Below are 22,756 nucleotides of genomic sequence, written 5' to 3'. Positions count from 1 at the left end.
TTACTGCGGACACTTCTAAAAAGAGGCACAATATGCCAAAGGACTGTTAACGTCCTCCGGGCTGCACGCAGCATGCCCAGAGAACGGATCGTCCATCGAATTTACAAACCTAAAAATGCGCTGGTTTCGGCTTCGGTTCCCTGTGGAGTTGCGACCACAGAATAGGTATATTCACACACAGACTCGCTACCATCGATAGACCAAGACAACGTAATGGTTTCCGCGAGTTCTCCAATAAATGCACCTTGCTCTGAATCCCAAGTGTATGACTCGCTGATATCAAAGACATTTTCAAAGATGTCACCCGGTTCGCCCGTTGGATCAGCTTCCGTTTCTTGATAGGTCTTACCAACCGTCAGAGTCGACTGAGTGAAATCCAGAAGCCAGAATGATCCGGGCTCAGAGGCGTCACTGGTTACGGTAACCTCTGTCCCGTCTCGAGACCACGTCTGGGTTTCGGTTCCTACTTCACCCACGGTTGGGCCCCCGCCCGAATCACACTGCATGGTCGCAGACTCGGTTTCAAAAAGATCACCCTGAGAGTACGCAGTCAGCTCGGCTTCCCAGCTTACCGTAAGCTCTGGATTAGCATTTTGCTCAGCGACATAGGCCTCAGCATCACTTTTATTTAGAAAATTTAGAAATTGCTCCGAAGCGGGGCACTCTAAAGCTGCCAGTTCCGTGTCCGCGGAGCACGCGTAAAATGCCTGCCGGTCAGAATCAAAAGATTTGCGAGCGATGTATTCTCCAAAACCTGGCCAGAAGATAACCCCAGAAGACAGCACTTCATAACTTCCGGTTTCGATATCCGTTCCGGTCCCGCAAAGATCCAGTGTGTAGCTGGTGCCATCGAAAGACGTTTCTTCCACTAACCAGTCAGGCCCGCAGTCCTCAGGTTCCTGTAGAGCGGCGTACCAGGTTAAGTTTTGAAGTTCGCTCTCAGTAAAGGCAAGCGCCCTCGGTTGTGTCGCCGGATCTTTCAGGAAGGTGGTTGGTTCTTCGCTATTAGGATTGAACACAATTGACGTGTCAGATATCGATGCGCTGATCGTGCTTGGAGATCCCACGCCATTGACAGGTCCGGTATCGCCGTTGTTGTCGAATAAACCGGTAAAAGTGATCGCGTCCGAACCCGGTGAAACAGAGTAAGTGCCCCATTCCATGCCTGACGTTTCTGGCTGCTCATCGAACGGTGCCTGCTCGTCGATTTCCATGTGCACGTAGGTGCCATCAGCGAAAAAGATGAGCGCGAGGGTATCGTTGAAGTCGGCAACATTAGCAACTTTCCAGATCCCGACAAGCTCGTCCATGGTCTCTGAGGCTGAGCGGGAAAAGACTGTGGACTCACCGTCATCGATACTTGAATTCCCGTTTTCGTCGATTTCAAAGGTGAGTTGATCACCAGATACTCTGGCGAAAATATCGAGACCGCCATTCACACTGCTCGTGAGGCCAGTGTCGAGGTTCCGATCGAAATCGATGTCGACGGTCAGAGCTCTCGTCTCTGGATCGAGCGAATATGTTCCCCATTCCATACCTGATGTCTCAGGTTGCTCGTCCAAAGGCAGCTCTTCATCCACTTCAAGGTGGACGTATGTGCCATCTCTGAAGAAGACGAAGGCCAACAGTTCATTGTCGGTATTTTCATTCACCCATATACCGTTAATGCCAAGGTTCGCAACAAATTCGACGCCTTCGCCCACCAAAATGCCCTCGAAATGCTCAAGAGCCTCGCTGGTGCTGATGAGACTGGTAGTCGGAGAGCCAGAGTTTTCGACTAGGACCTTAACTGCCGTCAAGTTTTGAAACTCACTTTCACTGATAAAGAAATCAACTGGGGTCGCGTTGTCTTTAGCCAACTGATTGATGGTGATTCCAGTACTTGTAATGCCGTCGTCATCTAAGCTTTGGAGCAGGCGAATGATATTGATGACAGTGGGGTCGGAGGTGTCGGTAGAGCCCGCGAGGTCCAAAGGAGTGACTTTTTCAGTGGCGGGCGCAGGCGGAAATTCAAGGTCGCCGATGAAGAAAGTAACGGTCTCGCCCTCAAGGTACTTGAACTGACCATTAGCATTGGTCACGCCATCGGGAATAGATTCTGTGCGGTATCCGATGTTAGCGACTGGGCTGTCGATAAACCGGCCGGTCGAAGTGGAGGGCTCTGATACAGGAGGTGAGCCATCTGATGACGAGCCTCCGCCACCACAGGCAGTAAGTAAAAACTGGCCCAGGACAAGAGCTCCCATCCCTGACAATCCTTTCATGGGTTTTCCTCTCTTTAATTGTCGAATTCGCTCAATAATTCGTGCCGCCTGATCTCGTCCGCCGAACCAAGTGCTTGGACGTACAGTTTTTAGACACAAACCAATTAAAAATGACAGATTTTGTGATGCATTTAACATCCACACAGGGCGCCAGGCGTATTAATAAACTGGCATGCACTGGTGACGGCGAAACTCTGCGCCATCCAACAGACTCGTGGAGTAAAGCGACGTTCACGCGGTTCACCTGTGGCTTCAAATTAACCAAAACTCAGGCTATCCACATACATCAAATGGAGTATGCGCACTCATTGCCAAGGAGACAGACCAAGCATGATGGATAAAAGCTCAGTGCTAGATCTGGTCGGGGAGATCTATGAAGCTGCCTATCGACCAGAACACTGGGTAAGCGTGATTCAGCAATTATGCGCAGCGCTAAACGCAAAATCTGCCGGCATTTTTTGCGAAGACTATGTCGAGAAACGTCGCACTCTGTTGGCAGCGCACGGGTTACCGGCGTTGAGCAGCTACTCTTATCGACTCGGACTTGGTCGGTATGACCACGCCTATCGAGTAATGCTGGAAAAAGCGGAGGGTGCAAGCTCAACGATTATTGATCATCAAAAAGTTAAAGAAGATCATCCTATGTACTATCGGCTACTGCTAAAGCCGAATGACGTAGGCTATGTTGCAGGTTTGAATATTTTCAAGAATGCCGAGTGGCACGTGGGTCTGGGGATACATCGATCATTTGAGGCAAACCCATTCAGTGAAGAAGACCTCCATCTCATCCAGCTTCTACACCCTCACTTCCAAAGGGCACTCAAAATCCAGCGCGCCTTCCAAGCTATCAAGAGCCACAATCAGAGCATGAAAGCGGCTTTATCTCACTTGGCAATGGGTGTGGCTCTGGTCAAAAAAGATTTAACCATAGTGTTTCTGAACGAATCAGCCAAAACCATTCTCGACTATCACCCTGCCCTTGGAGTAAAAGATGGGCAATTGAAGGCGTGGAAGAACGAGCACCAACTTGAGCTGAGCGAGGCGATTGAACATTCTATACAGTCCGAGTCCAACGAGACGAAATACAATGCACGAGCAATTAGCCTCCATCATTCGGAGGCTTTGGCACCTTTGTCCTTAATCTGCGGCGAAAAATCAGAGGCACCTGTTAGTGGCCAATTAAAATGACCCACTACTGGCCATTTATTTTGACCCACCCCCGGGTGGCCGTCAGGCCACAGAACCAGCTACTGTCCCCCGCTTTTATCGATAGCCGGGGGCATGTCAGTGAAGGAGTGGGTTGTGATACACAAAATCAAGGCACTGCACGATAACGGCAAAGGGTTGTCGATCCGCGCCATCAGTCAGGAACTGGGGCTGTCCCGCAATACCGTCCGCAAGTATCTGCGGATGAATGAGAACGCGATTTCAGAACAGATTGAAGATCCCTCACGCACCAAGCGCCTCGATGATCACCGGGATTATCTGGTGCATTTGCTCAAGCAATTCCCCAAGCTCAGCGCCGTCAAGATTGCCCGTAAGCTTCAGGCAAAGGTCGGCGACTTACCGGCCTCAGACCGTTCCATTCGCCGTTATGTGCGAGTGCTCAAGGAGGAAGTGGCCTCGGCCCAGATGCGCTATTACGAGCCCATTCTGGAGGATGTGCCCGGTGTTCAGTGTCAGGTGGACCCCGGTGAGTTGCGCGGCGTGCTGATCGGTGGCGAAGAACGCACGCTGCATTTTGTGGTGTTCGTGCTGTCGTACTCGCGGTTGATGTACGTGGGCCTGGCCTTCCGCCCGCTGGATACCCAGACGTTTATCCAGCTCCATGACGAAGCCCTGCGGTACTTCGGTGGCCTGCCGGATGAGTGCGTTTACGATCAGACCAAGCTGGTGGTGATCAACGAACAGTACCGCGAACTGACGCTCAACCAACGGTTTCATGAGTATGCCACCACGGCTGGATTCCGGATCCATGCCTGCGAAGGCTATGACCCGGAGAGCAAGGGCAAGGTGGAAGCCGGTGTTAAGTACGTCAAGCAGGATTGCCTCTACGGTGAAGTCTTCCGGGATCAGGAACACGTGCGTCAGCACGTGCAGGACTGGGTTGAGAGCGTGGCCAATGTCCGCATCCACGGCACCACCGGCGAACCACCGCGGGAACGCTTCGAACGGGATGAGCGAGAACATCTGGAGGCCTACCTGTCACCGGCTTGCGTACAGCCTGTGGCCCGCGAGACACGGCAGGTGGACAAGACCGGCCTGATCGCCTGGAAGGCCAACAAGTACTCCGTGCCCATGGCCTGGCAGCAGGCCCGGGTGGGCGTTCTGGAGTCCGGCAGTCAACTCCATATCAGCGACCTGAACACGGGCGAAGTCATTGCCAGTCATGCGCTGTGCGCCGACAAGGGCAAGGTGATCAAGAACACCCATCACTACCGGGATCATGCCCAGCGCGTGAACAAGCTGGAAGCTGGTATCAACGCCCTGATCAGCGACGAGACCGGGCACCGGTTGTGTCAGCAGCTCAAGCGCTCCGAGCCCAAGATCTACAAGGATCAGTTGGTGGCTGCCCGTGACCTGCTCAAGCGCCATGCGCCGGTGGATCCAGAGTTGATCACAGCGCTGGCAGAACGCCCCGGCATGACGGCCACACGACTGCAAAACTACCTGGAAGCAGCCCAGGCGGCCGTTCTGCGGGAGCGACAGCCGGAATCGTTACCGGAACCCAAGCAGGCATTGGATCTGAGCGCCTACCAGCGTCTTGGCCGCTCCAGTGGCCAGGGGGTGACCCATGAGCCAGCTTGAACAGACTGTAGCCCGTTACCGCAGCCTGCGCCTGAGCGCAGCCGCCGATGAACTAATCAACCTGCTGGCCGAGGCAGAAGCCAACGAGATGTCCTATCTCAGCTTCGCGGATCGGCTTGCCGAACACGAACTGGTTCAACGGCAGGACAAGCGCATCCACCGGAATCGGAAGATGGCCGCGTTCCCCGCCGAGAAGCGCCTTGAGGGCTTCGACTACCGGCACCAGACCACCATTAATAAACGCCAGGTGAACGCCTTGCTGGACTTCCAGTTCCTCGACGAACGGAACAACCTGGTGTTCATTGGCCCGCCGGGTGTGGGCAAGACCCACCTGGCCATCGGTATTGGCCACAAGGCAGTGGAAGCTGGTTACCGGGTATTGTTCCGCAATGCCCTGGATCTGGTGGAAGAGCTGGAACTGGCCGAGATGAAGGGTGAGCTGAAAAAACGGGTCAGCGCCCTGGCCAAATACGACCTGCTGATCATTGATGAGCTGGGTTACCTGCCCATGACCCGGCAGGCCCGCTACAATCTGTTCCAGTTGATCAACAGCCTGTACGAATACCGGTCGATCATCTTGACCACCAACAAGGACTTCACCAGTTGGGGCGAGTTCTTCCACGACGACAACGTGGCGGTGCCGATCATTGACCGGGTCATCCACCATTCGCACATCTTTATGTTGGGAGGAGAAAGCTATCGACTGAAGCAAAAAGCCACAAGATAGACTATGAAAGGTGGGTCAATTTTATTGGCCAAAGGTGGGTCAAAATAAATGGCCATTGACAGCACCTGGCGAGGTTTCGCTTGTAAGTATGCAAGACGTCGCGCTCCTTTTTATAAGCGATCCTGAGACCAATATCCGCGTCTCCGCCGATGTCTTAAAACAACTTTACGAGCTCACCCCTGCAGAAACCAAATTGGCGATCGGACTTCTCAATGGCTTGAACCTGGGAGAAATCGCTGAGCTAAACGGTAATAGCGTAACAACGCTTAGAGTTCAGTTAAGAAGTATCTTTGATAAAACGGGAGTGAAAAGACAACAGGAGTTGGTAAGACTTCTTGTCATGCTATCTGTTAACCGATCCGATTAAACGGCGATCACCAGACCCACATCGGCGATTTGTAGTGGTCAGCTAATCCAGGAAAACCGGGACAGATTAGGGAAACCGGGACAGATTTATTTTCGGGTGAGGATAACGGATCTGGTCGCGCGGCTTGACTGAGGGTGGGAGCGTTGAAAACCGCAACAGACCTATCATTGCGGTTATTTGGGTAAACTGGCCCGCTCTTCCGAAGACATCCCCTTTTCCCACTCAACTTCCTCCCCCGGTGCTGGCAAAAACCGCCCAAACTCGATCATCTGGGTGGCCGGAATGTCCTGCAGATAGATCCAGACTTTCTCAGCTGTGATGTTGATGATTTGGGCGATTTCTTCAAGCATCTGGCTCATCAGGGCCTGTTTGATTTCGGTGCTTCTGCCCTCCCGCACCAGGCCGTGCACATACACCTGAGGCGCGGCGTTCACTCTGCCACCCACAAAGTGATCGCCCCCACTGGCCGCAGAAAACAGAACCTGGGCAAAGAACCGGGGCGCGCCGGTTTGGGCGTTGTGGGCCGCTGTGATGGCCTCGGCGATCTGTGATTTCTGCTGCGGCGACAGAGACAGATTCGCGACCGTGACGGTGTAAGTGGGCATGGGAAACTCCTGCCATGGGTTGTGCGTTTGCACTGGATCTCGCCACTATGGGAGTGAGGCGGGCTTGTTTCACTATAGCAACGCTTATCTGCCTGGCCCCGGCGATTTACGCTGCCGATCACGGTGGGGCGGTTGCAGGTGAGTGAAGACAGTGTGGTTGGTGAGATTATTGAACTGCCGGTTTGATCCGGAAGCAATGAGCTATCCTGAGACTCTCGACCTTCAAGCATGCGAGCCAAACAATGATCGAAACGCCCCTGGAATTTCAGAGCGATGGTACAACCTGTCGCGGTGTTCTCTATACGCCGGATGCCGGCAGTAAAGGTTTACCGTGTGTCGTCATGGCCCATGGTTTTGGGCTGACTCATGCCAGTGGTCTTGCACCGTTCAAAGAAGCTTTCTGCAATGCGGGTTATGCAGTGTTTGCCTTTGACTACCGCCATTTCGGCGACAGTGATGGCCAGCCACGCCAGACGCTGAGCCCCCGGAAGGAAGTGGCGGATTGGCTGGCGGCACTGAATTTTGCGCGGCAGCTGGATCGTGTCGATGGCAGCCGCATCTGCCTGTGGGGAACGTCGTTTTCCGGCGGGCTGGTGATTGCGGCCGCGGCAAAGGATGGAAGCGTGCAATGCACCATCTCCCAATGCCCGATGATGGATGGTTTGGCGTCGTTGCTGGGGGTTGTCGGTTATGCCGGCTTCATGCAGGCGATGCGCCTGACCTGGCACGGAACAGTCGACTGGTTTCGTCGTGGGCTGGGGATGTCTCCCCGGTATATTGCTTCGGCCGGCCGCCCCGGCGAGTTGGGCATGATGACGGCTGAGGACTGCCAGGAGGGCTATGTTCTCTTGCTGGCGGATAACGCGTCGAATTACGTCGCCGCGGGCGTGAGTTATGCCATTCCTCTTTTCCGGCCCATCCGGTTGGCCAGCAAAGTCGCCTGCCCGGCACTGGTGTTGATTTGCGACCACGATACCGTCGCTCCGGCGAGCTCTGCGGTCAAAGCGGCCCAGAGGATGCCGAACGCGGAAGTGAAGCACTATCCGGTCGGTCATTTTGATGTCTATCGGGGCGAAGCTCTGGATCGGTCCATCGAAGATCAGCTGGATTTCTTGGCCCGGTTTTTCAAACAAATCGGAGCCCGAAGTGATTAAGCCCAGTTGTTACAGTTGCCGAATAAGGTTTGAGCCGTCTGAGCTTCGGGTCTCTTACTCGAAAAACTACTGTGAGCGCTGTGGTGTTGGGCTGTTTGGTGACGATTATTTCGGTTTCACCGCTAAGCCTGCCCCAACTGTCCGCAAGAACCTGGCGGTCCATTTTGCAGTGCTTCTTCTCGGGAGTGCTGGCTTGCTGTTATGGCTTTTGGCGGGCCGGTCGTGACCGCTCAGAATCGGAAACGGCCTATTTGCAGAGAACCGGGACAGGTTTGTTTTATGTGGTTTACTAAATTTTTCGTCTCCCGAGTGGGAAGTTTCCCAAGGGTTGGACTAGTGTGTAGTAATAAGAAACGGATAAACGCCGCTGTTAAGGATGACAGATGGACTACGCCCCGGCATTACTGCCCCTCTTCGATTATATCTGGTACCTGATACCGCTCTTCATTCTTGCGGCGGTTATCAAATCCCCCTGTTTCAAAGGCAAAGCCGGGGAAGCAGTGGTTAATTTCTCCGCCAAACTCTCTCTAGGTAAAACCCGTTGCCACCTGATCAAGAACGTTGCCCTGCCCACCGAAGCCGGCACCACCCAGATTGACCACATCATTGTTTCCCAGCACGAGATCTTTGTCGGGGATTCCACATTCAAAACACCCATGCCGGAGAGCGTGGCCCACGGTGGTGGGCATGTCGGCTTTATCAAGGCTAAAATCGAGCAGCGGTTGTCGACTGTTGAAGTTCAGAAGGTGATGGAAGCCATTGATTGCAATAACGAAGCGCGCTACCTAGTCACTGTTAGGCATGCAAATGCGGACAGATGTTTTACAGACCACGAAAAAAAAACATAACAATCAGGCAAAGGGGTTGTTTATGAATGTCATGTTATTTCCGAGTTACGTTTTGGTGGTATTACTTGTTTACGGTAATACAGTGTTTGCAGACTCACTTTCTTATCGGGACAAGGCAGGCCAATGTTCTGAGCATGGATACAAACTCTGTTGGCGCTATTGTCTTGTGGCCGCTAAACAACAAGAGGCAGGTCAAACGGTTAAGCATGGAGAGCAGTGTGATGCTGAACACAACAAACAATTTACGCATACACCCTATCAATCGAAATCCGATCCAGATTATCTTCCTTCAGGTTCGTGGTTGTTAGGTAGTGATGTTGTAGGCATATATCGACATAATGCTGGCAGGAGTAGACATATCATTGACGCACCATCACATCCGGAATGGAAAGAAAAATGTGCAAGTACAGTGCGTATTGAGCCACCTATGATCAAGTCACTGATGAAAAATGGAAAAACGTTACAGAAAGGAATGAAAGTTCATTTGAGCAAAATACAAGTTAAGGCAATATCAGGCAATCGATTTGAATGCAAAGCGGGGAAGGTTGAGGTGCTTGATTAACCATGGAAAACCGCGGCAGAGCTATTTTGGATGGGGTTAAGGACATAGAATTGGCGAATGGTATCGACTGGGTGTGGATGTGCACTCAGATAACAACCGCGGCGACAGGCCCTCACTATGAATGTGGATAAAGCAAAAAAGCGTATTGCGAAGCAGGTTAAGAAGGGCTTTCACGGCTATCCGTTGGTTTCGCTGGAGTACTTTGGTAAGTCGAACTCTGGCAAAACGCCCGATTCAGCCAGCGAGGTTGTGATTTCTTATACCGAGGAGGAGGGCGCGGAGCCCCAGAAGCAGACGTTCGCAAGTGGCGGTGATGCCAGGGAAGATGAAACCATTCAGTCCACACTCCTCAAAATCATTGAGCGCGCGGATGCTAAAACGGTGACTGAGGTCGACGGCGTTTCTGATCTCCCTTCTTGAACGTCGCTATTACGTCAATCTTGACGCTATTTCCCACCTGTATGTCGGAAAAGCCTAAAAGCAGGCTGGTTCGCCAGCGCCGGCGAAACCAGCCAATTCATACTTAAGGTCATTGAGCACTGAAGGGAACACAGGTCAATGGCTGGTAGACAGCTTTGGCAGCTTCACGTGGAAAAAGGATTTGATGTTGGCTTTCAGTGACGCCGCCATCTGCGCGATGTGCTCACTACGCTGTTGCTTTGCAAGCTGGGTGTAGTAATTGATGTCGATAGAGCCGTCTTCGTTCAGTTTCGGAGTTTGGTAACTCATGATGCTGTGTCCTCGTTTGATAAGTGAGTCATTTCGATAGGGAGCATATTAATGAGTATGGGGCTGTTGAAAAAGCGATCCTTTTTCATCAGACTCATGAATTAATCTCACCAGTCGAGCGAAGTTATGCGCCACCTGCCACCCCTGAATGCGCTCCGGGTATTTGAGTCAGCCGCAAGACATCGCAGCTTTGCCGCCGCTGGCAAGGAACTTTTCGTGACGTCATCTGCGGTTAGTCATCAGGTGAAGACACTTGAAGAATATTTGGGGCTTTCACTATTTGACCGAAGCAGGCGAACGGTGACGTTGACCCCTGAAGGCGAGCAATACCTGACATCTGTCAGGCACGCGTTCGATGAGATTGAGATGGCCACCCAGCGCCTGACTGAGAACCAGGAATCCAACGTGGTCAAGATCAGCGTTGCCCCCAACTTCCTCACCCGCTGGCTGATGCCGCGCATGGCGCGATTCCAGGCCTTGTACCCCGATATTGAACTGGAAATTAATGCGTCTATGGGGCTGCTGGATTTCGATCGCACAAGTACCGACATGGCGGTCTATTTCGGGAGTGGTGAATGGGACGATATCGAAGTGCATTTTCTGCGCAGAGTAATGCTGGTGCCGGTGTGTAGCCCGCAGCTATTGGACGGTGAGTTACCGCTCGAAAAACCTGAAGACCTGGCTAAACACACTCTGATCTATGTCAGCAAACGTAAGTGGGAGTGGGAGAACTGGCTGCAACAGTCGGGCGTTGATTTTATATCCGCCCGGGGCAGCCTACAGATGTCCAGTGGGCAACTGGCCACGGCGGCGGCCCAGGAGGGCCTGGGAGTTGCCCTGGCTGATAGCACCCTGACGTCCCGTGAGATTAAATCGGGTAAGTTGGTGGTGCCGTTCGACATCCAGCTCGATACGAATAGGGCCTTCTATCTGGTCTACCGCAAACAACGTCCGCTGACCGTCGGGATGAAAGCCTTCAAGGAGTGGCTGATGAGCGAGATGTAACGAAACCGGGACCGGGACAGATTTATTTTCTAAGAGCGTTCGACATAACCATGCATAGCAGCAGCCTGCGAGGCAGCGATTTCAAAATTACCCAGCATGGCGAGGCCATTCCGCACGCGGACTTGTTCTCGTCGTTTCAGGATACGGATCGCCTTGGCATCGTTGTCCCTCGTCGGTTTGAGGGCATTGGTGCAATGACCCTCATCATGGCCTACGTTACCGCCTTCTATGACCGCTATCGCGAGCGCGGGCCAGAGTTTTATGCCTACCCGGATTTCTTTACGTTTCAGCGGGAGGCCCCGTGTGCCGACTATGGCATGTTCGACATCTGGCCAAACCACAAGAACGTCCACGTTCCACAAGGCGCGCAGCAGACCGCCGAGGCCATTACCGGGCGGGGCGTGAACGTTTTACTGGTTCCCGACAACGACGCGCGGGAGGTAGTGATCTCACCGGTTGAACGGGAAAGCGCCAGGCGCAATGTGCAGCACTGCTTTGCCTACTCCGGGTCCGGTACTGCGGCGTCGTCCGATCTTGTCATCGAGTGCCGGAGTGAACTGCTCCGGAGTTATGCATTGTCGGTTCTCGATTCCCTGCCTGCCGACGATTCAGTGCTGGAACAGCGCAGGCAATGGGAAGCACGACTGGCCGGAGAGACATTGCGCCAGACGTTTCGTGAATTGGACCTCGAGGATGCTTTGCGGAGGTTATAATTCGAACTATGGCCGACATTGCTGGATGCTGGCTTTCGTGGGTTGCTGGGCTACGCTCGCCCTGTTTTAGAGTATTTCCTCAATCGGATAGACGTACTGCAGGTACAGGTAGAAGAACAGCAGAGAGATCACCAGGATGATCACACCCAGTACTGGTGAACTGACCTTGATGCCGGAGGTCGACGCTTCCAGCGTGGAGACGCCCCGATTTCCTTCCTTGTCGGTCGCTTTCAGGTCCGCCCGAAACTGCAGCCACGAAAAATAGATGCCAGCTCCTACCAGGACAATGACGACGACAAAGATGATCCGCGACGACAACAATTGCCACTCGAATACGCGTTGTCGGTGGCCGTATCCTTCCGTACGGTAGTCGTAATAGGCCTTGAGGGCGGACTTCATAGCGGCTTGCCCTTCCGAGTCCATCAAATTTCCAGAGATGATCACCGGGGCCTGTAGCGGTTGGAGACCGCTCTGATCGTCCTCCGCTTCGAGGGCAGACTTCATGGCATCGATCCGTGAAGTATCCGCCAGTTCAGAGCTGTTTTCACGTTCCTCGCTCCAGGACATCGCCATCGGCCCCATCAACAAGGCACTTACGAATAATGCATGCCAAAATCGCATTATATGTTGTCCTCCAGGGCTGTCAGGAATTGGATGCTGCGCAGGCGCCAGTTGATACGCTCGTAATAGCCTTTGTCGGCCTCGGTTTGCTGGTAGGCCTCGAACTCAGCGTCGGTCAGGATGTTTCTGAGGATGGCCAGCAGATCGTTTGCGAGGCCGCTGCCCCAGTCATCCAATGCTTCGGGCAGCTCCGGCAGATCGGCGCCCTGAACCTGGATAGCTATGGGAGACATTATGGTGCCATCCGGACTAACGTATTCAACCAGGCCGTCCGGTCTCAGGCGCCGCTTTGACCCGTCCTGCCATGTCAAGACGATTGAGCCGTCTTCAAGAATGGTTCGTGTAGCGTCGGATGTCCCGACTGGGGTCTCCGGGGTGACGGAAGGCGGGCCGAGATGGACCTCTTCACGCTCCAGGATGCGAAATTCCTGGTTTCGATGCTCGGGCAGTAGCACCTCGAATTTCGGCAGGGCTTGAATGAGCATGAGGGACAAGTTAACCGCTAGTGTCTGGCAATGAGTGTTGTTGTCTTCGATGGCCTCTTGGACTTTGTCTCCCGGGTCTATGCGGGCGCAGAGTTGGTACCGGCCCGGTGGAATGTCTTTTGGCAGTATTGCCGAGGTGTGATAACGCGCGCGTTGCCGTGGAGGCAAGGTATCGGTATTGCTGACGCGTCCACCCTTGAGCAGGACGCCATCGAAGTAGTGTTCGTCGTAGCGGGCATAGCCAGTGGGCATGATTTTACGGGTTATGAAAATGTCGATCATGTAGCCGTTGTTGGATGACCGGGTCCCCTGTGCCACATGATCCCCGCGGTTTATGGCAGTCAAGGTGAGAGAAGTGCCGATGTCTTCTCCGGCGTTTGCGGTATCTGGCGCTTCTAGCCCGATCATCAGATCGGGCTGAGCCCAAGTCAGTCCGGGAGAGAGGGATAAGCCGAAAATCACAAAGAAGCAAAAATAAAACGGCGTATTTATGTTCTGGGGGGCGTGCCTTTGCAAACTGCTTTTTTTGTTAGACCCGTTCTCAATCTGGTCTTTGAGTGACCTAATCCCGGATGAAATTTTTTCCTTGAGTCTATTCATTTCGCCACATCCTTTTAGCCTGTTGATAGCGGCACAGATCGATAACTCCGGAAATATCTCGACCTAACGTTGTATAAAAAATATACACCCATATTGTTTGATTGTCGTCGGACAGCAAAAACATCCCCCGCGCCATGGCTTGCTGGATGCTGGCTTTCGCGGCCTCCTGAGCTATGCTTGCGTTATCTGGAGGCGGCCTTGGGGCGGCTTACAGGAGAAGCTAATCGAATAAGTGCAGAGTAGTGGCTGTAACAGGAGGTTCTGCCCAAGAAAATCGAAAAGGAATTTGTCATGAAAGATCGCTTCAACGGCACCCGTCTTGCTTTCATTATTGCAATAGTTCTCTCACTGTCGGCCTGTATTTCCCATCAGCGTTACCGTACCGAATCTGGTTTGTGTATTTCCGCCAATCCTCTTGACGAGTGCGCTCAGCATTCGCTTCAGGTATTTCAGTCGCCCAACGCCATTGATGAAAAGTATCATTTGGGCTTTGTCGAGTTCGACGACCAGGGGCAGCTCTGGGATCGCGAGCAATTGAGGGAGGTGATCGGCCAGGTTAATACCTTGGCCGCCAATCAGGATCTCTTGATGGTGGTGTTCGTGCATGGCTGGAAGCACAGTGCCCAGGCTGGAGACAGTAATATATCCAGCTTTCGAGAGTCTCTACGTCGATTGAGTGCGCTGGAGTCAGCTATGAGCACGAAGACCGGTGTGCCGTCAAGGGAGGTGGTGGGCATCTATCTGGGCTGGCGCGGTGGTTCCGTGAGTTTGCCTGGATTAAAGGAGCTGACATTCTGGGAACGCAAGAATACCGCCCATAAAGTAGGGCGCGGAGGCGCTACTGAATTACTCAGTCGCCTTGAGCTTGTGCAGAAAACAAAGCGGGCCCAGGCGCTTGCCGATGGTAAACCCCACCGAACCCGTTTTGTCGTGGTAGGGCACAGTTTTGGCGGAGCGCTGGTCTTTTCTGCGATGAGCGAGATTTTAGAGAACGGATTTGTACAGACTCATGGCCCGGACGCGGTGGTGAGCGATACTGTCGGCTTCGCGGATCTGGTTGTCCTGATTAACCCGGCTTTCGAGGCTGCGCGCTATGCAACGCTTAGTGATATGGCAAATGAGCGGCGGCGGTACTTTGAGAGCCAATTGCCAGTATTGGCGGTACTCACCTCTGAGGATGACGACGCCACTGGCCTGGCATTCCCCCTCGGCCGCTGGTTTTCTACGCTGTTTGAGACCGAGCGGGACGCCCAGCGTCTCAATCCCGTTGCCGGGGAGAACGAAGTTATCGATCAGGGCTCTGCGAATGTGACGGCATTGGGCCACTTCGATCCCTATCTGACCCATTACCTTCGTGCGGAGGAGACCCGTGCGGACGACGAGCAGGGCGGTTTCAGCGCATCCACGGCAGTTCAGACGTTCGTTGCAGCCAGCAAGGGCTGGGAAGCAGACAAGCCAGGTAGCCGCATCCCGTTTGAAGGCGCAGTGCTCGAGCGCACGGATTCCTCGGCCGGGCGAAATCCTTATTTGAATATAAGGGTGGATGGCGAATTGATTCGGGATCACAACGATATTTATGATCCAAGAATTGCGAGCTTCATTCGGCAACTGATTCTGATTTCTTCCCAGAGCCAGGATGAGGAAGATCGGGCAGATGCGCGAATAAAGATGGCCAACCCGTAGATACGGAGACAGATCCATCTTACTCGAAAAACCACTGTGAGCGCTGCGATAGTGGGCTGTCCGGTCGTGACAGTCATCCGTTCTCTATTTCGAACAAGTGTACAGAACGCGCAATAAACGCCTCTCGCTCGTTAACCTGTGAACGCCGGCCAAAAATCGCTGCACGCCCAGAAAGTTCTCTTCACCCTCACAGGCGATGAGTGCGTCTTTCCGTTTTTCGCGCGCATCGTGCCAACGTTTGGACAACAGAGCACAATTCGCGGTGGTATCGCGAGCTTCAAGCAGCTTGAGACCGGATTCCTGTATTAATTGCTCGTTGATGCCGGGAGGGCTGAAAAAATACAGACCGTCTGGGCATCGATTCTCAAGCTCTTCATAGGAAATCAGTCCCCCAATCACCAAAGCGTCGCTAAAGACGAATTTCCCACCAGGTTTTAGCAACCGTTGTGTGTTGGAGAGAACTTCTCGCCGACGAGGGACATGGCACAGGACATCCGTGGAATAGATGGCGTCGAACGAATCATCTTCATAGGGCAATTCTTCAGACGCATCGTGTTGCTCGAATTTCACGAGGTCGCTGACCTTCTCATCTTCGGCCAACGCATTCGCCGTTTTCACGCCCGATTCATTTATCTCGAACCCTAGAACCCTACAGCCTATACGCTTTGCCAGGCCGACAGCGTACCCGCCAGATCCACACCCTATGTCCAGGACCGATGAATCCGATGTCAGCTGAAGTAACTCGGGTATCTCGTGGGATTCTTCAGTCGAAACCCAGCTGGTTTGCCCATAATCCTCGCCATAGGTCTCCAGCCGGACCTCGCTGTAGGTTTCCAGCGAGTAATTGCTGTACGAGCTACTGTAGAGATCGATCTTTTTGCTCATGGATTCTTCCCTTCCTGTGCTGCCGGCTTTCGCTGCTAGGTAGTGGATACGGCAAACCGGTGGTCTTGTTTCACTGTAGCAACGCCTGCACTTCGTCACCACGAGCTAGCTTGGGGGAAACCGGGACAGATTTATTTTTTTATCGCCCTCACGCAACGACGGAACAGCTCGGCCGAAAAGTACCGGTGTTCGCCGGGCTGCTCTGCCACGAAGAGCTGGCCACCGGAACTGTAGATTCCGCCCTCGATCATCAGGTTGTCGCTCATTTCAAAGTCTTCAATGGTATGGCCCAGTTCGTCCAGGTCGGTGGCGCCTGCTCGTTCCCGGTAATATCGGCTTTCGAGGGTAAACCCGAAGGCGGGTTTACCCTGTCCGATCATGTAACCCACCTCAAAGACGGTGCCCGGGTCCGCGCTGATGCCGCGGAAGGGGGTCAGGTTGGCGATGATGGCCTGGCAGCTGTCCATCAGTTCCCGGTTGGCCCGGTAGATCCGATGCCCGCGCCTGAATTTCGCCTCGTTGGCGGACAGCGCCAGTTCAGTATCCAGCGGGTCTACGCCCTCCAGTCCGTTTTCCTGAAGCAGGCGTTTTTTCTCGGCCACGATGGCCTGATGTTCAGCTGCGGGGAAGAAAACTTCCGGGCCGGCGAGGTAGATTCGTTTTGGCTTCGTCATGGGTGCCTCATAGAGCTGATGAAACTGCAGGATAGCATCCAGTATTTTGGAGGTAGCAGAAATGGTGCAGCGTGGTCATACTCGCCAGCCTGTTTTCACGTTCCTTTGTGACCGTTCGGATGAGTGAAAATTGGGACAGACGTATTTTGTGCACGCTGGTGTTTTGCCTTGGGCGGTGTTTTTCGAAAAATATTTATCAAACAAGAGCTATCAAACAATCATGACGAGAAAGACATTAGGTTTAACCGGAACACGAAAAAAAGACCCTAAACCAGTGGCTACGGAAACCGAAGCTAAGGTTGAGGTTGAAAGTGAGGCTGATCCACAAAAACGTTTTTTAAATGCTGTGGCTATCAATCCCGCGCCGGGGATTCGCCTGGAGTTGGGTTCCGAACAGCTCACGGTGCGCGCGATGGATTTGATCACGCCGATTGGCATGGGGCAGCGAGGTTTGATCGTTGCGCCGCCGGGGTCTGGAAAATCGACGGTTTTAAAACATATTTGCCAGGCGGTGGGAAAGGCGTATCCCGAGATTAAACTCTACGCGTTATTGATAGATGAGCGACCCGAGGAGGTCACTGATTTCAGGCGTAGCGTCCCGGCTGAGGTACACGCTTCTTCTTCGGATGAAAGCTATGCTCATCACGTTCGCGTTGCCGATGAACTTCTTGATATCGCTCGCCAACAAGCGGGCGAGGGTCACAACGTTATGATTGTGATTGATTCTCTCACGAGGCTTTCGCGTGTGCATAATGCGGAGCGAAAGAGCAGCGGTCGTACTATGTCTGGCGGGATGGATGCTCGAGCGATGGAGATCCCGCGGAGGTTGTTTGGCGCTGCACGAAACATTGAGAATGGCGGCTCGCTGACCATTCTGGCAACCGTTCTGGTGGATACGGGCAGCCGCATGGACCAGGTTATCTTTGAGGAATTCAAGGGCACGGGGAACATGGAGCTGGTGTTATCGAGAGACGTTGCGAATCAGCGAATTTTTCCCGCGCTGGATATTTCGAAAAGCAGTACACGCCGTGAAGAGCTGCTGTTGGATCCAAAAGATTTAGACAAAATAAGAGCATTGCGCCGGGCGCTTGGCGGTCTCAAACCGCTAGAGGGCACAAAAAAGTTGGTGGAGCTGCTTGAGAAGTACCCCACAAACGCCGAGCTTCTGAAAAACATCCCCCATTCTTTTGACAAGGCGTAAGCGTAGCGTTCAAGACAGGGCGTTTTTGAGGAGTAGGTATGTTCCACATTCACGTCGAGCGGGTGCTTGAAAAGGATATTGATACGGTTTTTGAGGCCATGGAATCGGCTTTTCCTTTCGGGCTCTTTCGAGCCGAAGATGAACCCGGCGATGCCAACGATGCAGTCCTCGGCGCCAATGTCGCAGAGGTTTTCTGTGGTTTCTTCAGCCACAGTTTTAGAGAGGTGCTTTCCGACCCATTTTGGGTATAATTGTACCTTAATTGGGTATTTCGGGGTTTGTATGGGAAATCAACAGCTTTCGAAGCAAATGGGAATGGCGGAAGCGCTTTTCCCCGCGACCCGGCAAAAGGTTTTAAAGCTTTTTTTCTTGAGGCCCGATGCCGAATTTGCTCTACGTGAGGTAATTGATGCGGTTGGCGCAGGGTCTGGTGCAGTGCAACGAGAGGTAGCGCGGCTGGTCGATTGCGGACTCGTTTTTCAAGATCATCGAGGCCGGCAAAAGCGCTACAGAGTAAATCGAGAATCCCCGATTTACTTTGAGCTCGCCTCTCTGGTGACGAAATTGCTCGGCCCAGAATCTCAGATCGATGCTGCGTTGCAACCTCTGTACCCTGAGATTGATATCGCGTTGCTTTACGGCTCGGTGGCGAAGGGTGTTGATCACGCGGGAAGCGATGTTGATCTCTTGCTAGTATCCGACACTGTGAGTCTGGAAGATATTTTCGAGACCCTTGATCCGGCAGAACGTTCGCTCGCTCGGACAATTAATCCTACGGTGTATACTCGAAGCGACTTCAGAAGCCGTATTGTGAAAAAGCAATCTTTCCTTACCAGGGTCCTGGATGGGCCTTACATCCTACTTAAAGGGAATTTGGATGAATTCGGAATCTCTCGACAATCTGGTCAAGATTAATAAGCTCCATCGGGAGCCTCCCGATGCAGAAGAAATCAAAGGATTGATACGCTCTGGGACCGTTCGTTTGAACGATGCACGTTTTGAATCGCTTAGCATCGAAAGCCGTTTTGATCTCTCGTATAACGCTGCACATGCGCTGTCACTCGCCGCTTTACGGCATTGCGGTTATCGGTCGGACAATCGCTATCTCGTCTTTCAATGTTTACAACACACCCTGGGGTTGTCGGCGGCGAAATGGCGGGTGCTTGATCAAGCCCATAAAAAGAGAAATCTGGCGGAATATGAAGGGGAGATCGACCTGAGCCCTGCCTTGGTTCAGAGTGTTCTCAAAATTGCAGAAGAGATCGAGGAGGCCGTTCTCAGGCTAACGGGCGATTGAAGAACGTATCGTCAAACTCTTGCATCGAATCCAGGGCTGCTCACCTCATTGAGCCAATAAAATCCAGTCGAAGCATTCGAAGCCCAAATTGGGTACAAAAATACCCGATTTGGGTATTTTGATAAGCGGTCAGCAAAGCGGGGCGGTCAGCGCATCGCGGAAAACACGCTGCACCTGTTCGAGCTGTGTTGTCACTGGCCCGGCGCACTGGTCGCCCAGCAGTTGGGCTTTGATTTGTCGAAGTCTTTGCAGCCGCTTATCTGGTAATCGCCACTGGTTTCACGATCCACTCAGGCAGTTCGCCTGATCAACTGAGCACAAACTCTCGTAGCTCTACAGGGAGAACGATAACGGGAGCAAGCAAATGAGCTTCAACTTAGCCGTCAACAAAAATCGCACCATTCTGACGTTGATGCTTTTACTCATCACACTGACTACTCAAGGGGCCGGCATGAACAGCCTGAGCGACTATCAGTGGAAAAACCGACTGATTCTGGTGCAAGCCACAGATGAGAATGCCGGCGAGATTGACACGCTCAGGAGTGCCCGGGCCGAAGTAGATGACCGTGATATCGTCTGGTTTGTAAACACCGGCGCAGACCTGGTTTCAAATCAGGATGGGGTTTCGAGCAGTCTAGAGAGCGAGATCAAGGCTCTGCTTGACCAGTTCCGTTCGGATGAGAGGGTTCTGTTGATCGGCAAGGACGGCGGTATGAAAAGCCGAGAGCCCAGTCTCGATCTCGACGCTATTTTCCGCCGTATCGACCGCATGCCAATGCGCATGCGAGAGATGCGCTCTGATTGAAGCACCAGGCTCTATCTCCGTGTTCAAGGGCTATACTGGAAGGGCCTTACGTCGACTGAGATTGACATTCCACTCCATGCCACGTGACCCCATCGGGGTGAGGGTTTCTGGCAGGCTTTGAAGTTGGGTAGATTGAATGACCAAAGGAAGGGAAGCAAACTAGCCAGATGAAACCGCTTTTTCTGATCGTTGCTTACCTTGCCGCTGTCACCCTGCCGTTGCTCCTGTCCGCATGGGTGGGAGGTCCACCACGCCAGTTCCACCAGGAACTGGCCTCCGGCTTTGGCATTCTTGCCTTCTCGATGATCCTCGTGGAGTTCATCCTGTCCGGGCGTTTCCGGGCCATTTCAAATGACGTGGGCATGGATGTGACCATGCGGTTTCACCAGGTCATGGCTCGCACGGCGCTCGCTTTTGCTCTGCTGCACCCGTTTCTTTACCAGGGAACGCCGACAGGAGGGCAGCGCCCATGGGCCCCCACGCGCCAGTTGACGCTCACGACTGATTTCTCCGATCTGGCGACAGGCATTGTTGCCTGGCTGCTGCTTACCGGCCTTGTTGTCATGGCCATCGGGCGCACCCAGCTGGGCTACCGATACGAGACATGGCGCCTGTTACACGGGATTGGCGCGCTGCTGATCGCGGTACTTCTGTTGCACCATACCGTGTATGCCGGGCGTTACGGATCGCAGCCGGTGATGACCTGGGTGTAGTTGGCCATGACGGGTGTGGCGATTGGGTCGCTGCTGATGGTGTACCTGGTGGTTCCCTGGCTGCAGAAGGCTCGCCCCTGGCGCGTGACGTCCGTGGTCCGGTTGACGCCAAAGCAATGGGAAGTGACCGTGACCCCCAACGGTCACCGTGGTCTGGATTACCGGGCCGGGCAATTCGCCTGGCTGAATGTGGGGCAAAGCCCTTTCTCGATGAAGGAACACCCTTTCTCCATTTCCATTGATGGCGAGCTGATGGATCGCGTCTTTTCAGAGCTGGAGTTCCGTGACTGGGTGTTTGTGATGTGCGGCCCGGCGGTCATGATGGATGTTGTTGAGGATCATCTTATCCAGCGGGGCACACCCGCTCACCGGATTCTCTCGGAGCGGTTCAGCTATGACTAATCCAATCCAGCGGCTGACTCAGCGGCGGCGGCTTTCTTTGGTTATCTGGGGACTGAATATAACCCTGGTCCTGATCCTGCTGGTTTTTGTGTTGCGCTGATGCGAAGGCAGGCCAGGGGTATGATCAGGTGAGCCCGATGCGCATCCAGCGCCTCGGTCAGCACTCCAGGTGTCGGGTTTCCCCCGTTTCCACATCGGTATAAGTGACCTTCACGGTTTTGAAGTTCAGGTCTACAAACAGGTGGCAGTAATAGTCGCCATGGCGCCAGGCCATGGCCACGCTTGAGTTGTTGGAATAGTTCAGTTCGAAGTGCCCATCAAAGGCCGGGTAGTTGCTGCGGAATTTCATCAGGTTCAGCAGTCTTTGCACCACCGGTTTCTGGATGTCCTGCTCCACCTCTTCCAGGCTGTAGTAATGCCGATTGATGTCTCGCAACTCGCCACTTTGTTCCATCAGTTCGTGATCGTTACAGCCGGCCAGCAGCCCCACGTAGTAAACCTGTGGGATGCCCGGGGTGAAAAACTGGATGGCACGGGCGGCGATATAGGCGTCGTCGTTTTGCATCAGCGCGTCATAAAAGGTGCAGGTGAGCTGATAGATGGCACCCACGCTGTGAATGTTGGCCGCTGAGCGCCGCATGATGGGGTCCGCGCTGCGGGCGTCGATGTTGTCGATCAGTACTTTGATTTTCTCATCCGGCAAAACGCCTTCCACATCGGGAATGCAGATGCCGTCATGGGTATCCAGCACGGTGACCATGTTGCGCGGGCACATGCGCAGCCAGTTCTTCAGATACACACTGTTGGCGTCCAGCAGTGAATACAGCAGCAGCGGCGGCAGGGCAAAGCCGTAGGGGTGCATGTTGCGCCGGCTGATGGCGTATTGGTAGCTGGTGTGGTCGTGTACTTCCGGCAGGCATTCCGCCCCGTGTTTCAAGGCAACCTGGTTGACCCAGTCGAGGATCTGATACACCTCCGGTTCCACCAGAAAGCAGCTGGTGCCGATCCGTTTGGTGGTGTATCCGAAGGCGTCCAGCCGCAGCAGATTAACCCCTTTTGATGTCAGAAATCCGATGTAGCTTTCCATCAGCTGATAGGCCAGGTCGGATTCGTAATTCAGGTCGATCTGCTGCTCGGTGAAGGTACACCATACTCGGGTTTTGGTGCCGTCGGACAAGGTCACTTCCCGGAAGGGTTCTTTCTCCTTGCGGATGTGAATCTTCGCCATGTCGTCCGGTGAGATCTCGCCGAATTTGTCCACGTGCACAAACAGATCGGCGTATTCCGAGTCGAAGCCGTTGGCAATGAAGTCGGTGAACTCCGGCGATTCGTCCGAGATATGATTAACCGTCAGATCCACGCACAGATCGTACTTTGCCGTAAAGGCTTCGATGTCGTCCCAGGTGCCCACCTTCGGGTCCACTTCCTTGTGGGTCAGCGGCGAGAAGCCGCCATCGGCGTTGGAGGGAAAAAACGGCAGGATGTGCAGCCCGCCGATGGCCTCGGACAGATGCGTGTCCACCACGGTGTAAAGGTCTTTCAGATTGTTGCCGATCCGGTCCGGGTAACAGATCAGCTGCACCGCATTTTTGAGCAACATGGTGTGGT

27 protein-coding genes are annotated in these 22,756 nt (G+C 53.5%); 19 read left to right on the top strand and 8 right to left on the bottom strand.

All coding sequences use genetic code 11. The annotated features are described in order from the left end of the window. Positions 1-101: 101 nt before the first annotated feature. The gene (locus ACGK9W_RS12335; RefSeq protein WP_405416999.1) at positions 102-2,264 is read right to left on the bottom strand and encodes a hypothetical protein; all 2,163 of its coding nucleotides are present in this window, start codon (positions 2,262-2,264) and stop codon (positions 102-104) included. Positions 2,265-2,594: 330 nt separating this feature from the next. On the opposite strand from ACGK9W_RS12335, the gene ACGK9W_RS12330 reads away from it, so the two are divergent. The 4 genes from ACGK9W_RS12330 to ACGK9W_RS12315 all read left to right on the top strand — a co-directional run bounded on the left by ACGK9W_RS12330 (position 2,595) and on the right by ACGK9W_RS12315 (position 6,166). Continuing rightward, positions 2,595-3,452 carry a hypothetical protein gene (locus tag ACGK9W_RS12330; RefSeq protein WP_405416997.1) on the top strand — a complete coding sequence of 286 codons (858 nt, stop codon included), beginning with the start codon at positions 2,595-2,597 and terminating at the stop codon, positions 3,450-3,452. Between the two features lie 114 nt (positions 3,453-3,566). Further along, positions 3,567-5,072: an IS21 family transposase gene (gene istA, locus ACGK9W_RS12325; protein ID WP_082640780.1), complete on the top strand. Its 1,506-nt coding sequence runs from the start codon at positions 3,567-3,569 to the stop codon at positions 5,070-5,072. Then, positions 5,059-5,799 (top strand): IS21-like element helper ATPase IstB, encoded by a 741-nt coding sequence (gene istB, locus ACGK9W_RS12320; RefSeq protein WP_053112996.1) that lies wholly within the window; start codon positions 5,059-5,061, stop codon positions 5,797-5,799. The genes istA and istB overlap by 14 nt, the downstream gene beginning before the upstream one ends. Positions 5,800-5,887: 88 nt before the next feature. Beyond that, complete coding sequence (locus tag ACGK9W_RS12315) at positions 5,888-6,166, top strand: helix-turn-helix transcriptional regulator (protein WP_405416995.1); 279 nt, start codon at positions 5,888-5,890, stop codon at positions 6,164-6,166. Positions 6,167-6,339: 173 nt separating this feature from the next. Here ACGK9W_RS12315 and ACGK9W_RS12310 read toward each other — a convergent pair whose 3' ends face one another. Next, the gene (locus ACGK9W_RS12310) at positions 6,340-6,771 is read right to left on the bottom strand and encodes a tautomerase family protein (protein WP_273070600.1); all 432 of its coding nucleotides are present in this window, start codon (positions 6,769-6,771) and stop codon (positions 6,340-6,342) included. A 242-nt stretch (positions 6,772-7,013) separates the two neighbouring features. On the opposite strand from ACGK9W_RS12310, the gene ACGK9W_RS12305 reads away from it, so the two are divergent. The 4 genes from ACGK9W_RS12305 (at position 7,014) to ACGK9W_RS12290 (ending at position 9,755) form a co-directional block, all read left to right on the top strand. Beyond that, positions 7,014-7,925 (top strand): alpha/beta hydrolase, encoded by a 912-nt coding sequence (locus tag ACGK9W_RS12305; protein ID WP_405416993.1) that lies wholly within the window; start codon positions 7,014-7,016, stop codon positions 7,923-7,925. A gap of 383 nt (positions 7,926-8,308) precedes the next feature. Continuing rightward, positions 8,309-8,773: a nuclease-related domain-containing protein gene (locus tag ACGK9W_RS12300; protein ID WP_405416992.1), complete on the top strand. Its 465-nt coding sequence runs from the start codon at positions 8,309-8,311 to the stop codon at positions 8,771-8,773. A gap of 22 nt (positions 8,774-8,795) precedes the next feature. Continuing rightward, positions 8,796-9,335 carry a hypothetical protein gene (locus ACGK9W_RS12295; protein WP_405416990.1) on the top strand — a complete coding sequence of 180 codons (540 nt, stop codon included), beginning with the start codon at positions 8,796-8,798 and terminating at the stop codon, positions 9,333-9,335. A gap of 117 nt (positions 9,336-9,452) precedes the next feature. After that, positions 9,453-9,755: a hypothetical protein gene (locus tag ACGK9W_RS12290; protein ID WP_273070596.1), complete on the top strand. Its 303-nt coding sequence runs from the start codon at positions 9,453-9,455 to the stop codon at positions 9,753-9,755. A gap of 135 nt (positions 9,756-9,890) precedes the next feature. Here the strand turns inward: ACGK9W_RS12290 and ACGK9W_RS12285 are convergent, their stop codons facing one another. Continuing rightward, positions 9,891-10,064 carry an RSP_7527 family protein gene (locus tag ACGK9W_RS12285; RefSeq protein WP_405416987.1) on the bottom strand — a complete coding sequence of 58 codons (174 nt, stop codon included), beginning with the start codon at positions 10,062-10,064 and terminating at the stop codon, positions 9,891-9,893. A gap of 126 nt (positions 10,065-10,190) precedes the next feature. On the opposite strand from ACGK9W_RS12285, the gene gcvA reads away from it, so the two are divergent. After that, complete coding sequence (gcvA, locus tag ACGK9W_RS12280; RefSeq protein ID WP_288367380.1) at positions 10,191-11,069, top strand: transcriptional regulator GcvA; 879 nt, start codon at positions 10,191-10,193, stop codon at positions 11,067-11,069. A 50-nt stretch (positions 11,070-11,119) separates the two neighbouring features. Then, positions 11,120-11,782 carry a hypothetical protein gene (locus ACGK9W_RS12275; RefSeq protein WP_104270657.1) on the top strand — a complete coding sequence of 221 codons (663 nt, stop codon included), beginning with the start codon at positions 11,120-11,122 and terminating at the stop codon, positions 11,780-11,782. Positions 11,783-11,848: 66 nt separating this feature from the next. Here ACGK9W_RS12275 and ACGK9W_RS12270 read toward each other — a convergent pair whose 3' ends face one another. Both ACGK9W_RS12270 and ACGK9W_RS12265 read right to left on the bottom strand, forming a co-directional pair. Next, positions 11,849-12,403: a hypothetical protein gene (locus ACGK9W_RS12270; protein WP_092034361.1), complete on the bottom strand. Its 555-nt coding sequence runs from the start codon at positions 12,401-12,403 to the stop codon at positions 11,849-11,851. After that, positions 12,403-13,296, bottom strand: a complete 894-nt coding sequence (locus ACGK9W_RS12265; RefSeq protein ID WP_139216092.1) for a hypothetical protein — start codon at positions 13,294-13,296, stop codon at positions 12,403-12,405. The genes ACGK9W_RS12270 and ACGK9W_RS12265 overlap by 1 nt, the downstream gene beginning before the upstream one ends. A gap of 483 nt (positions 13,297-13,779) precedes the next feature. Between ACGK9W_RS12265 and ACGK9W_RS12260 the strand changes: the two genes are divergently transcribed. Beyond that, positions 13,780-15,171, top strand: coding sequence for a hypothetical protein (locus tag ACGK9W_RS12260; RefSeq protein ID WP_092034365.1), 1,392 nt, complete (start codon positions 13,780-13,782; stop codon positions 15,169-15,171). A gap of 84 nt (positions 15,172-15,255) precedes the next feature. Here the strand turns inward: ACGK9W_RS12260 and ACGK9W_RS12255 are convergent, their stop codons facing one another. Further along, complete coding sequence (locus tag ACGK9W_RS12255; RefSeq protein ID WP_092034366.1) at positions 15,256-16,056, bottom strand: class I SAM-dependent methyltransferase; 801 nt, start codon at positions 16,054-16,056, stop codon at positions 15,256-15,258. A 131-nt stretch (positions 16,057-16,187) separates the two neighbouring features. Then, on the bottom strand, positions 16,188-16,730 hold the full coding sequence (locus ACGK9W_RS12250; protein ID WP_008172520.1) for a nucleoside 2-deoxyribosyltransferase: 543 nt from the start codon (positions 16,728-16,730) through the stop codon (positions 16,188-16,190). A gap of 130 nt (positions 16,731-16,860) precedes the next feature. On the opposite strand from ACGK9W_RS12250, the gene rho reads away from it, so the two are divergent. The 8 genes from rho to ACGK9W_RS12210 all read left to right on the top strand — a co-directional run bounded on the left by rho (position 16,861) and on the right by ACGK9W_RS12210 (position 21,148). After that, on the top strand, positions 16,861-17,931 hold the full coding sequence (gene rho, locus ACGK9W_RS12245) for a transcription termination factor Rho (protein WP_008172519.1): 1,071 nt from the start codon (positions 16,861-16,863) through the stop codon (positions 17,929-17,931). Positions 17,932-17,969: 38 nt separating this feature from the next. Beyond that, positions 17,970-18,182, top strand: coding sequence for a hypothetical protein (locus tag ACGK9W_RS12240; RefSeq protein ID WP_092034368.1), 213 nt, complete (start codon positions 17,970-17,972; stop codon positions 18,180-18,182). A gap of 31 nt (positions 18,183-18,213) precedes the next feature. Next, the gene (locus ACGK9W_RS12235) at positions 18,214-18,846 is read left to right on the top strand and encodes a nucleotidyltransferase domain-containing protein (protein WP_273069025.1); all 633 of its coding nucleotides are present in this window, start codon (positions 18,214-18,216) and stop codon (positions 18,844-18,846) included. Then, a complete protein-coding gene (locus ACGK9W_RS12230) occupies positions 18,809-19,228 on the top strand; it encodes a hypothetical protein (RefSeq protein ID WP_008172514.1) in 420 nt (139 codons plus the stop codon). Before ACGK9W_RS12235 ends, ACGK9W_RS12230 begins: the two co-directional genes overlap by 38 nt. Positions 19,229-19,315: 87 nt before the next feature. After that, positions 19,316-19,495 carry a DUF1294 domain-containing protein gene (locus ACGK9W_RS12225; RefSeq protein WP_081467527.1) on the top strand — a complete coding sequence of 60 codons (180 nt, stop codon included), beginning with the start codon at positions 19,316-19,318 and terminating at the stop codon, positions 19,493-19,495. Between the two features lie 97 nt (positions 19,496-19,592). Continuing rightward, positions 19,593-20,033 (top strand): DUF4174 domain-containing protein, encoded by a 441-nt coding sequence (locus tag ACGK9W_RS12220; protein ID WP_273069023.1) that lies wholly within the window; start codon positions 19,593-19,595, stop codon positions 20,031-20,033. A 167-nt stretch (positions 20,034-20,200) separates the two neighbouring features. Then, on the top strand, positions 20,201-20,746 hold the full coding sequence (locus tag ACGK9W_RS12215; RefSeq protein ID WP_008172509.1) for a ferric reductase-like transmembrane domain-containing protein: 546 nt from the start codon (positions 20,201-20,203) through the stop codon (positions 20,744-20,746). 6 nt (positions 20,747-20,752) lie between these two features. Further along, on the top strand, positions 20,753-21,148 hold the full coding sequence (locus ACGK9W_RS12210) for a hypothetical protein (protein WP_008172508.1): 396 nt from the start codon (positions 20,753-20,755) through the stop codon (positions 21,146-21,148). 157 nt (positions 21,149-21,305) lie between these two features. Here the strand turns inward: ACGK9W_RS12210 and gtfA are convergent, their stop codons facing one another. Next, positions 21,306-22,748 (bottom strand): sucrose phosphorylase, encoded by a 1,443-nt coding sequence (gene gtfA / locus ACGK9W_RS12205; protein ID WP_008172506.1) that lies wholly within the window; start codon positions 22,746-22,748, stop codon positions 21,306-21,308. Positions 22,749-22,756 lie beyond the last annotated feature (8 nt).

The organism is Marinobacter flavimaris (assembly GCF_045057155.1).
In the GTDB taxonomy this organism is placed as follows: domain Bacteria; phylum Pseudomonadota; class Gammaproteobacteria; order Pseudomonadales; family Oleiphilaceae; genus Marinobacter; species Marinobacter manganoxydans.
Note: the sequence above shows the minus strand (reverse complement) of the source record. Positions and strands in the feature narration are given on the sequence as shown.

Coding starts and splice junctions, on each gene's coding strand:
- ACGK9W_RS12335 (WP_405416999.1), bottom strand. CDS start 2,264: ATGAAAGGATTGTCAGGGATGGGAGCTCTTGTCCTGGGCCAGTTTTTA.
- ACGK9W_RS12330 (WP_405416997.1), top strand. CDS start 2,595: ATGATGGATAAAAGCTCAGTGCTAGATCTGGTCGGGGAGATCTATGAA.
- istB (WP_053112996.1), top strand. CDS start 5,059: ATGAGCCAGCTTGAACAGACTGTAGCCCGTTACCGCAGCCTGCGCCTG.
- ACGK9W_RS12315 (WP_405416995.1), top strand. CDS start 5,888: ATGCAAGACGTCGCGCTCCTTTTTATAAGCGATCCTGAGACCAATATC.
- ACGK9W_RS12310 (WP_273070600.1), bottom strand. CDS start 6,771: ATGCCCACTTACACCGTCACGGTCGCGAATCTGTCTCTGTCGCCGCAG.
- ACGK9W_RS12305 (WP_405416993.1), top strand. CDS start 7,014: ATGATCGAAACGCCCCTGGAATTTCAGAGCGATGGTACAACCTGTCGC.
- ACGK9W_RS12300 (WP_405416992.1), top strand. CDS start 8,309: ATGGACTACGCCCCGGCATTACTGCCCCTCTTCGATTATATCTGGTAC.
- ACGK9W_RS12295 (WP_405416990.1), top strand. CDS start 8,796: ATGAATGTCATGTTATTTCCGAGTTACGTTTTGGTGGTATTACTTGTT.
- ACGK9W_RS12290 (WP_273070596.1), top strand. CDS start 9,453: ATGAATGTGGATAAAGCAAAAAAGCGTATTGCGAAGCAGGTTAAGAAG.
- ACGK9W_RS12285 (WP_405416987.1), bottom strand. CDS start 10,064: ATGAGTTACCAAACTCCGAAACTGAACGAAGACGGCTCTATCGACATC.
- gcvA (WP_288367380.1), top strand. CDS start 10,191: ATGCGCCACCTGCCACCCCTGAATGCGCTCCGGGTATTTGAGTCAGCC.
- ACGK9W_RS12275 (WP_104270657.1), top strand. CDS start 11,120: ATGCATAGCAGCAGCCTGCGAGGCAGCGATTTCAAAATTACCCAGCAT.
- ACGK9W_RS12270 (WP_092034361.1), bottom strand. CDS start 12,403: ATGCGATTTTGGCATGCATTATTCGTAAGTGCCTTGTTGATGGGGCCG.
- ACGK9W_RS12265 (WP_139216092.1), bottom strand. CDS start 13,296: ATGATCGGGCTAGAAGCGCCAGATACCGCAAACGCCGGAGAAGACATC.
- ACGK9W_RS12260 (WP_092034365.1), top strand. CDS start 13,780: ATGAAAGATCGCTTCAACGGCACCCGTCTTGCTTTCATTATTGCAATA.
- ACGK9W_RS12255 (WP_092034366.1), bottom strand. CDS start 16,056: ATGAGCAAAAAGATCGATCTCTACAGTAGCTCGTACAGCAATTACTCG.
- ACGK9W_RS12250 (WP_008172520.1), bottom strand. CDS start 16,730: ATGACGAAGCCAAAACGAATCTACCTCGCCGGCCCGGAAGTTTTCTTC.
- ACGK9W_RS12240 (WP_092034368.1), top strand. CDS start 17,970: ATGTTCCACATTCACGTCGAGCGGGTGCTTGAAAAGGATATTGATACG.
- ACGK9W_RS12235 (WP_273069025.1), top strand. CDS start 18,214: ATGGGAAATCAACAGCTTTCGAAGCAAATGGGAATGGCGGAAGCGCTT.
- ACGK9W_RS12230 (WP_008172514.1), top strand. CDS start 18,809: ATGAATTCGGAATCTCTCGACAATCTGGTCAAGATTAATAAGCTCCAT.
- ACGK9W_RS12220 (WP_273069023.1), top strand. CDS start 19,593: ATGAGCTTCAACTTAGCCGTCAACAAAAATCGCACCATTCTGACGTTG.
- ACGK9W_RS12215 (WP_008172509.1), top strand. CDS start 20,201: ATGAAACCGCTTTTTCTGATCGTTGCTTACCTTGCCGCTGTCACCCTG.
- ACGK9W_RS12210 (WP_008172508.1), top strand. CDS start 20,753: ATGACGGGTGTGGCGATTGGGTCGCTGCTGATGGTGTACCTGGTGGTT.
- gtfA (WP_008172506.1), bottom strand. CDS start 22,748: ATGTTGCTCAAAAATGCGGTGCAGCTGATCTGTTACCCGGACCGGATC.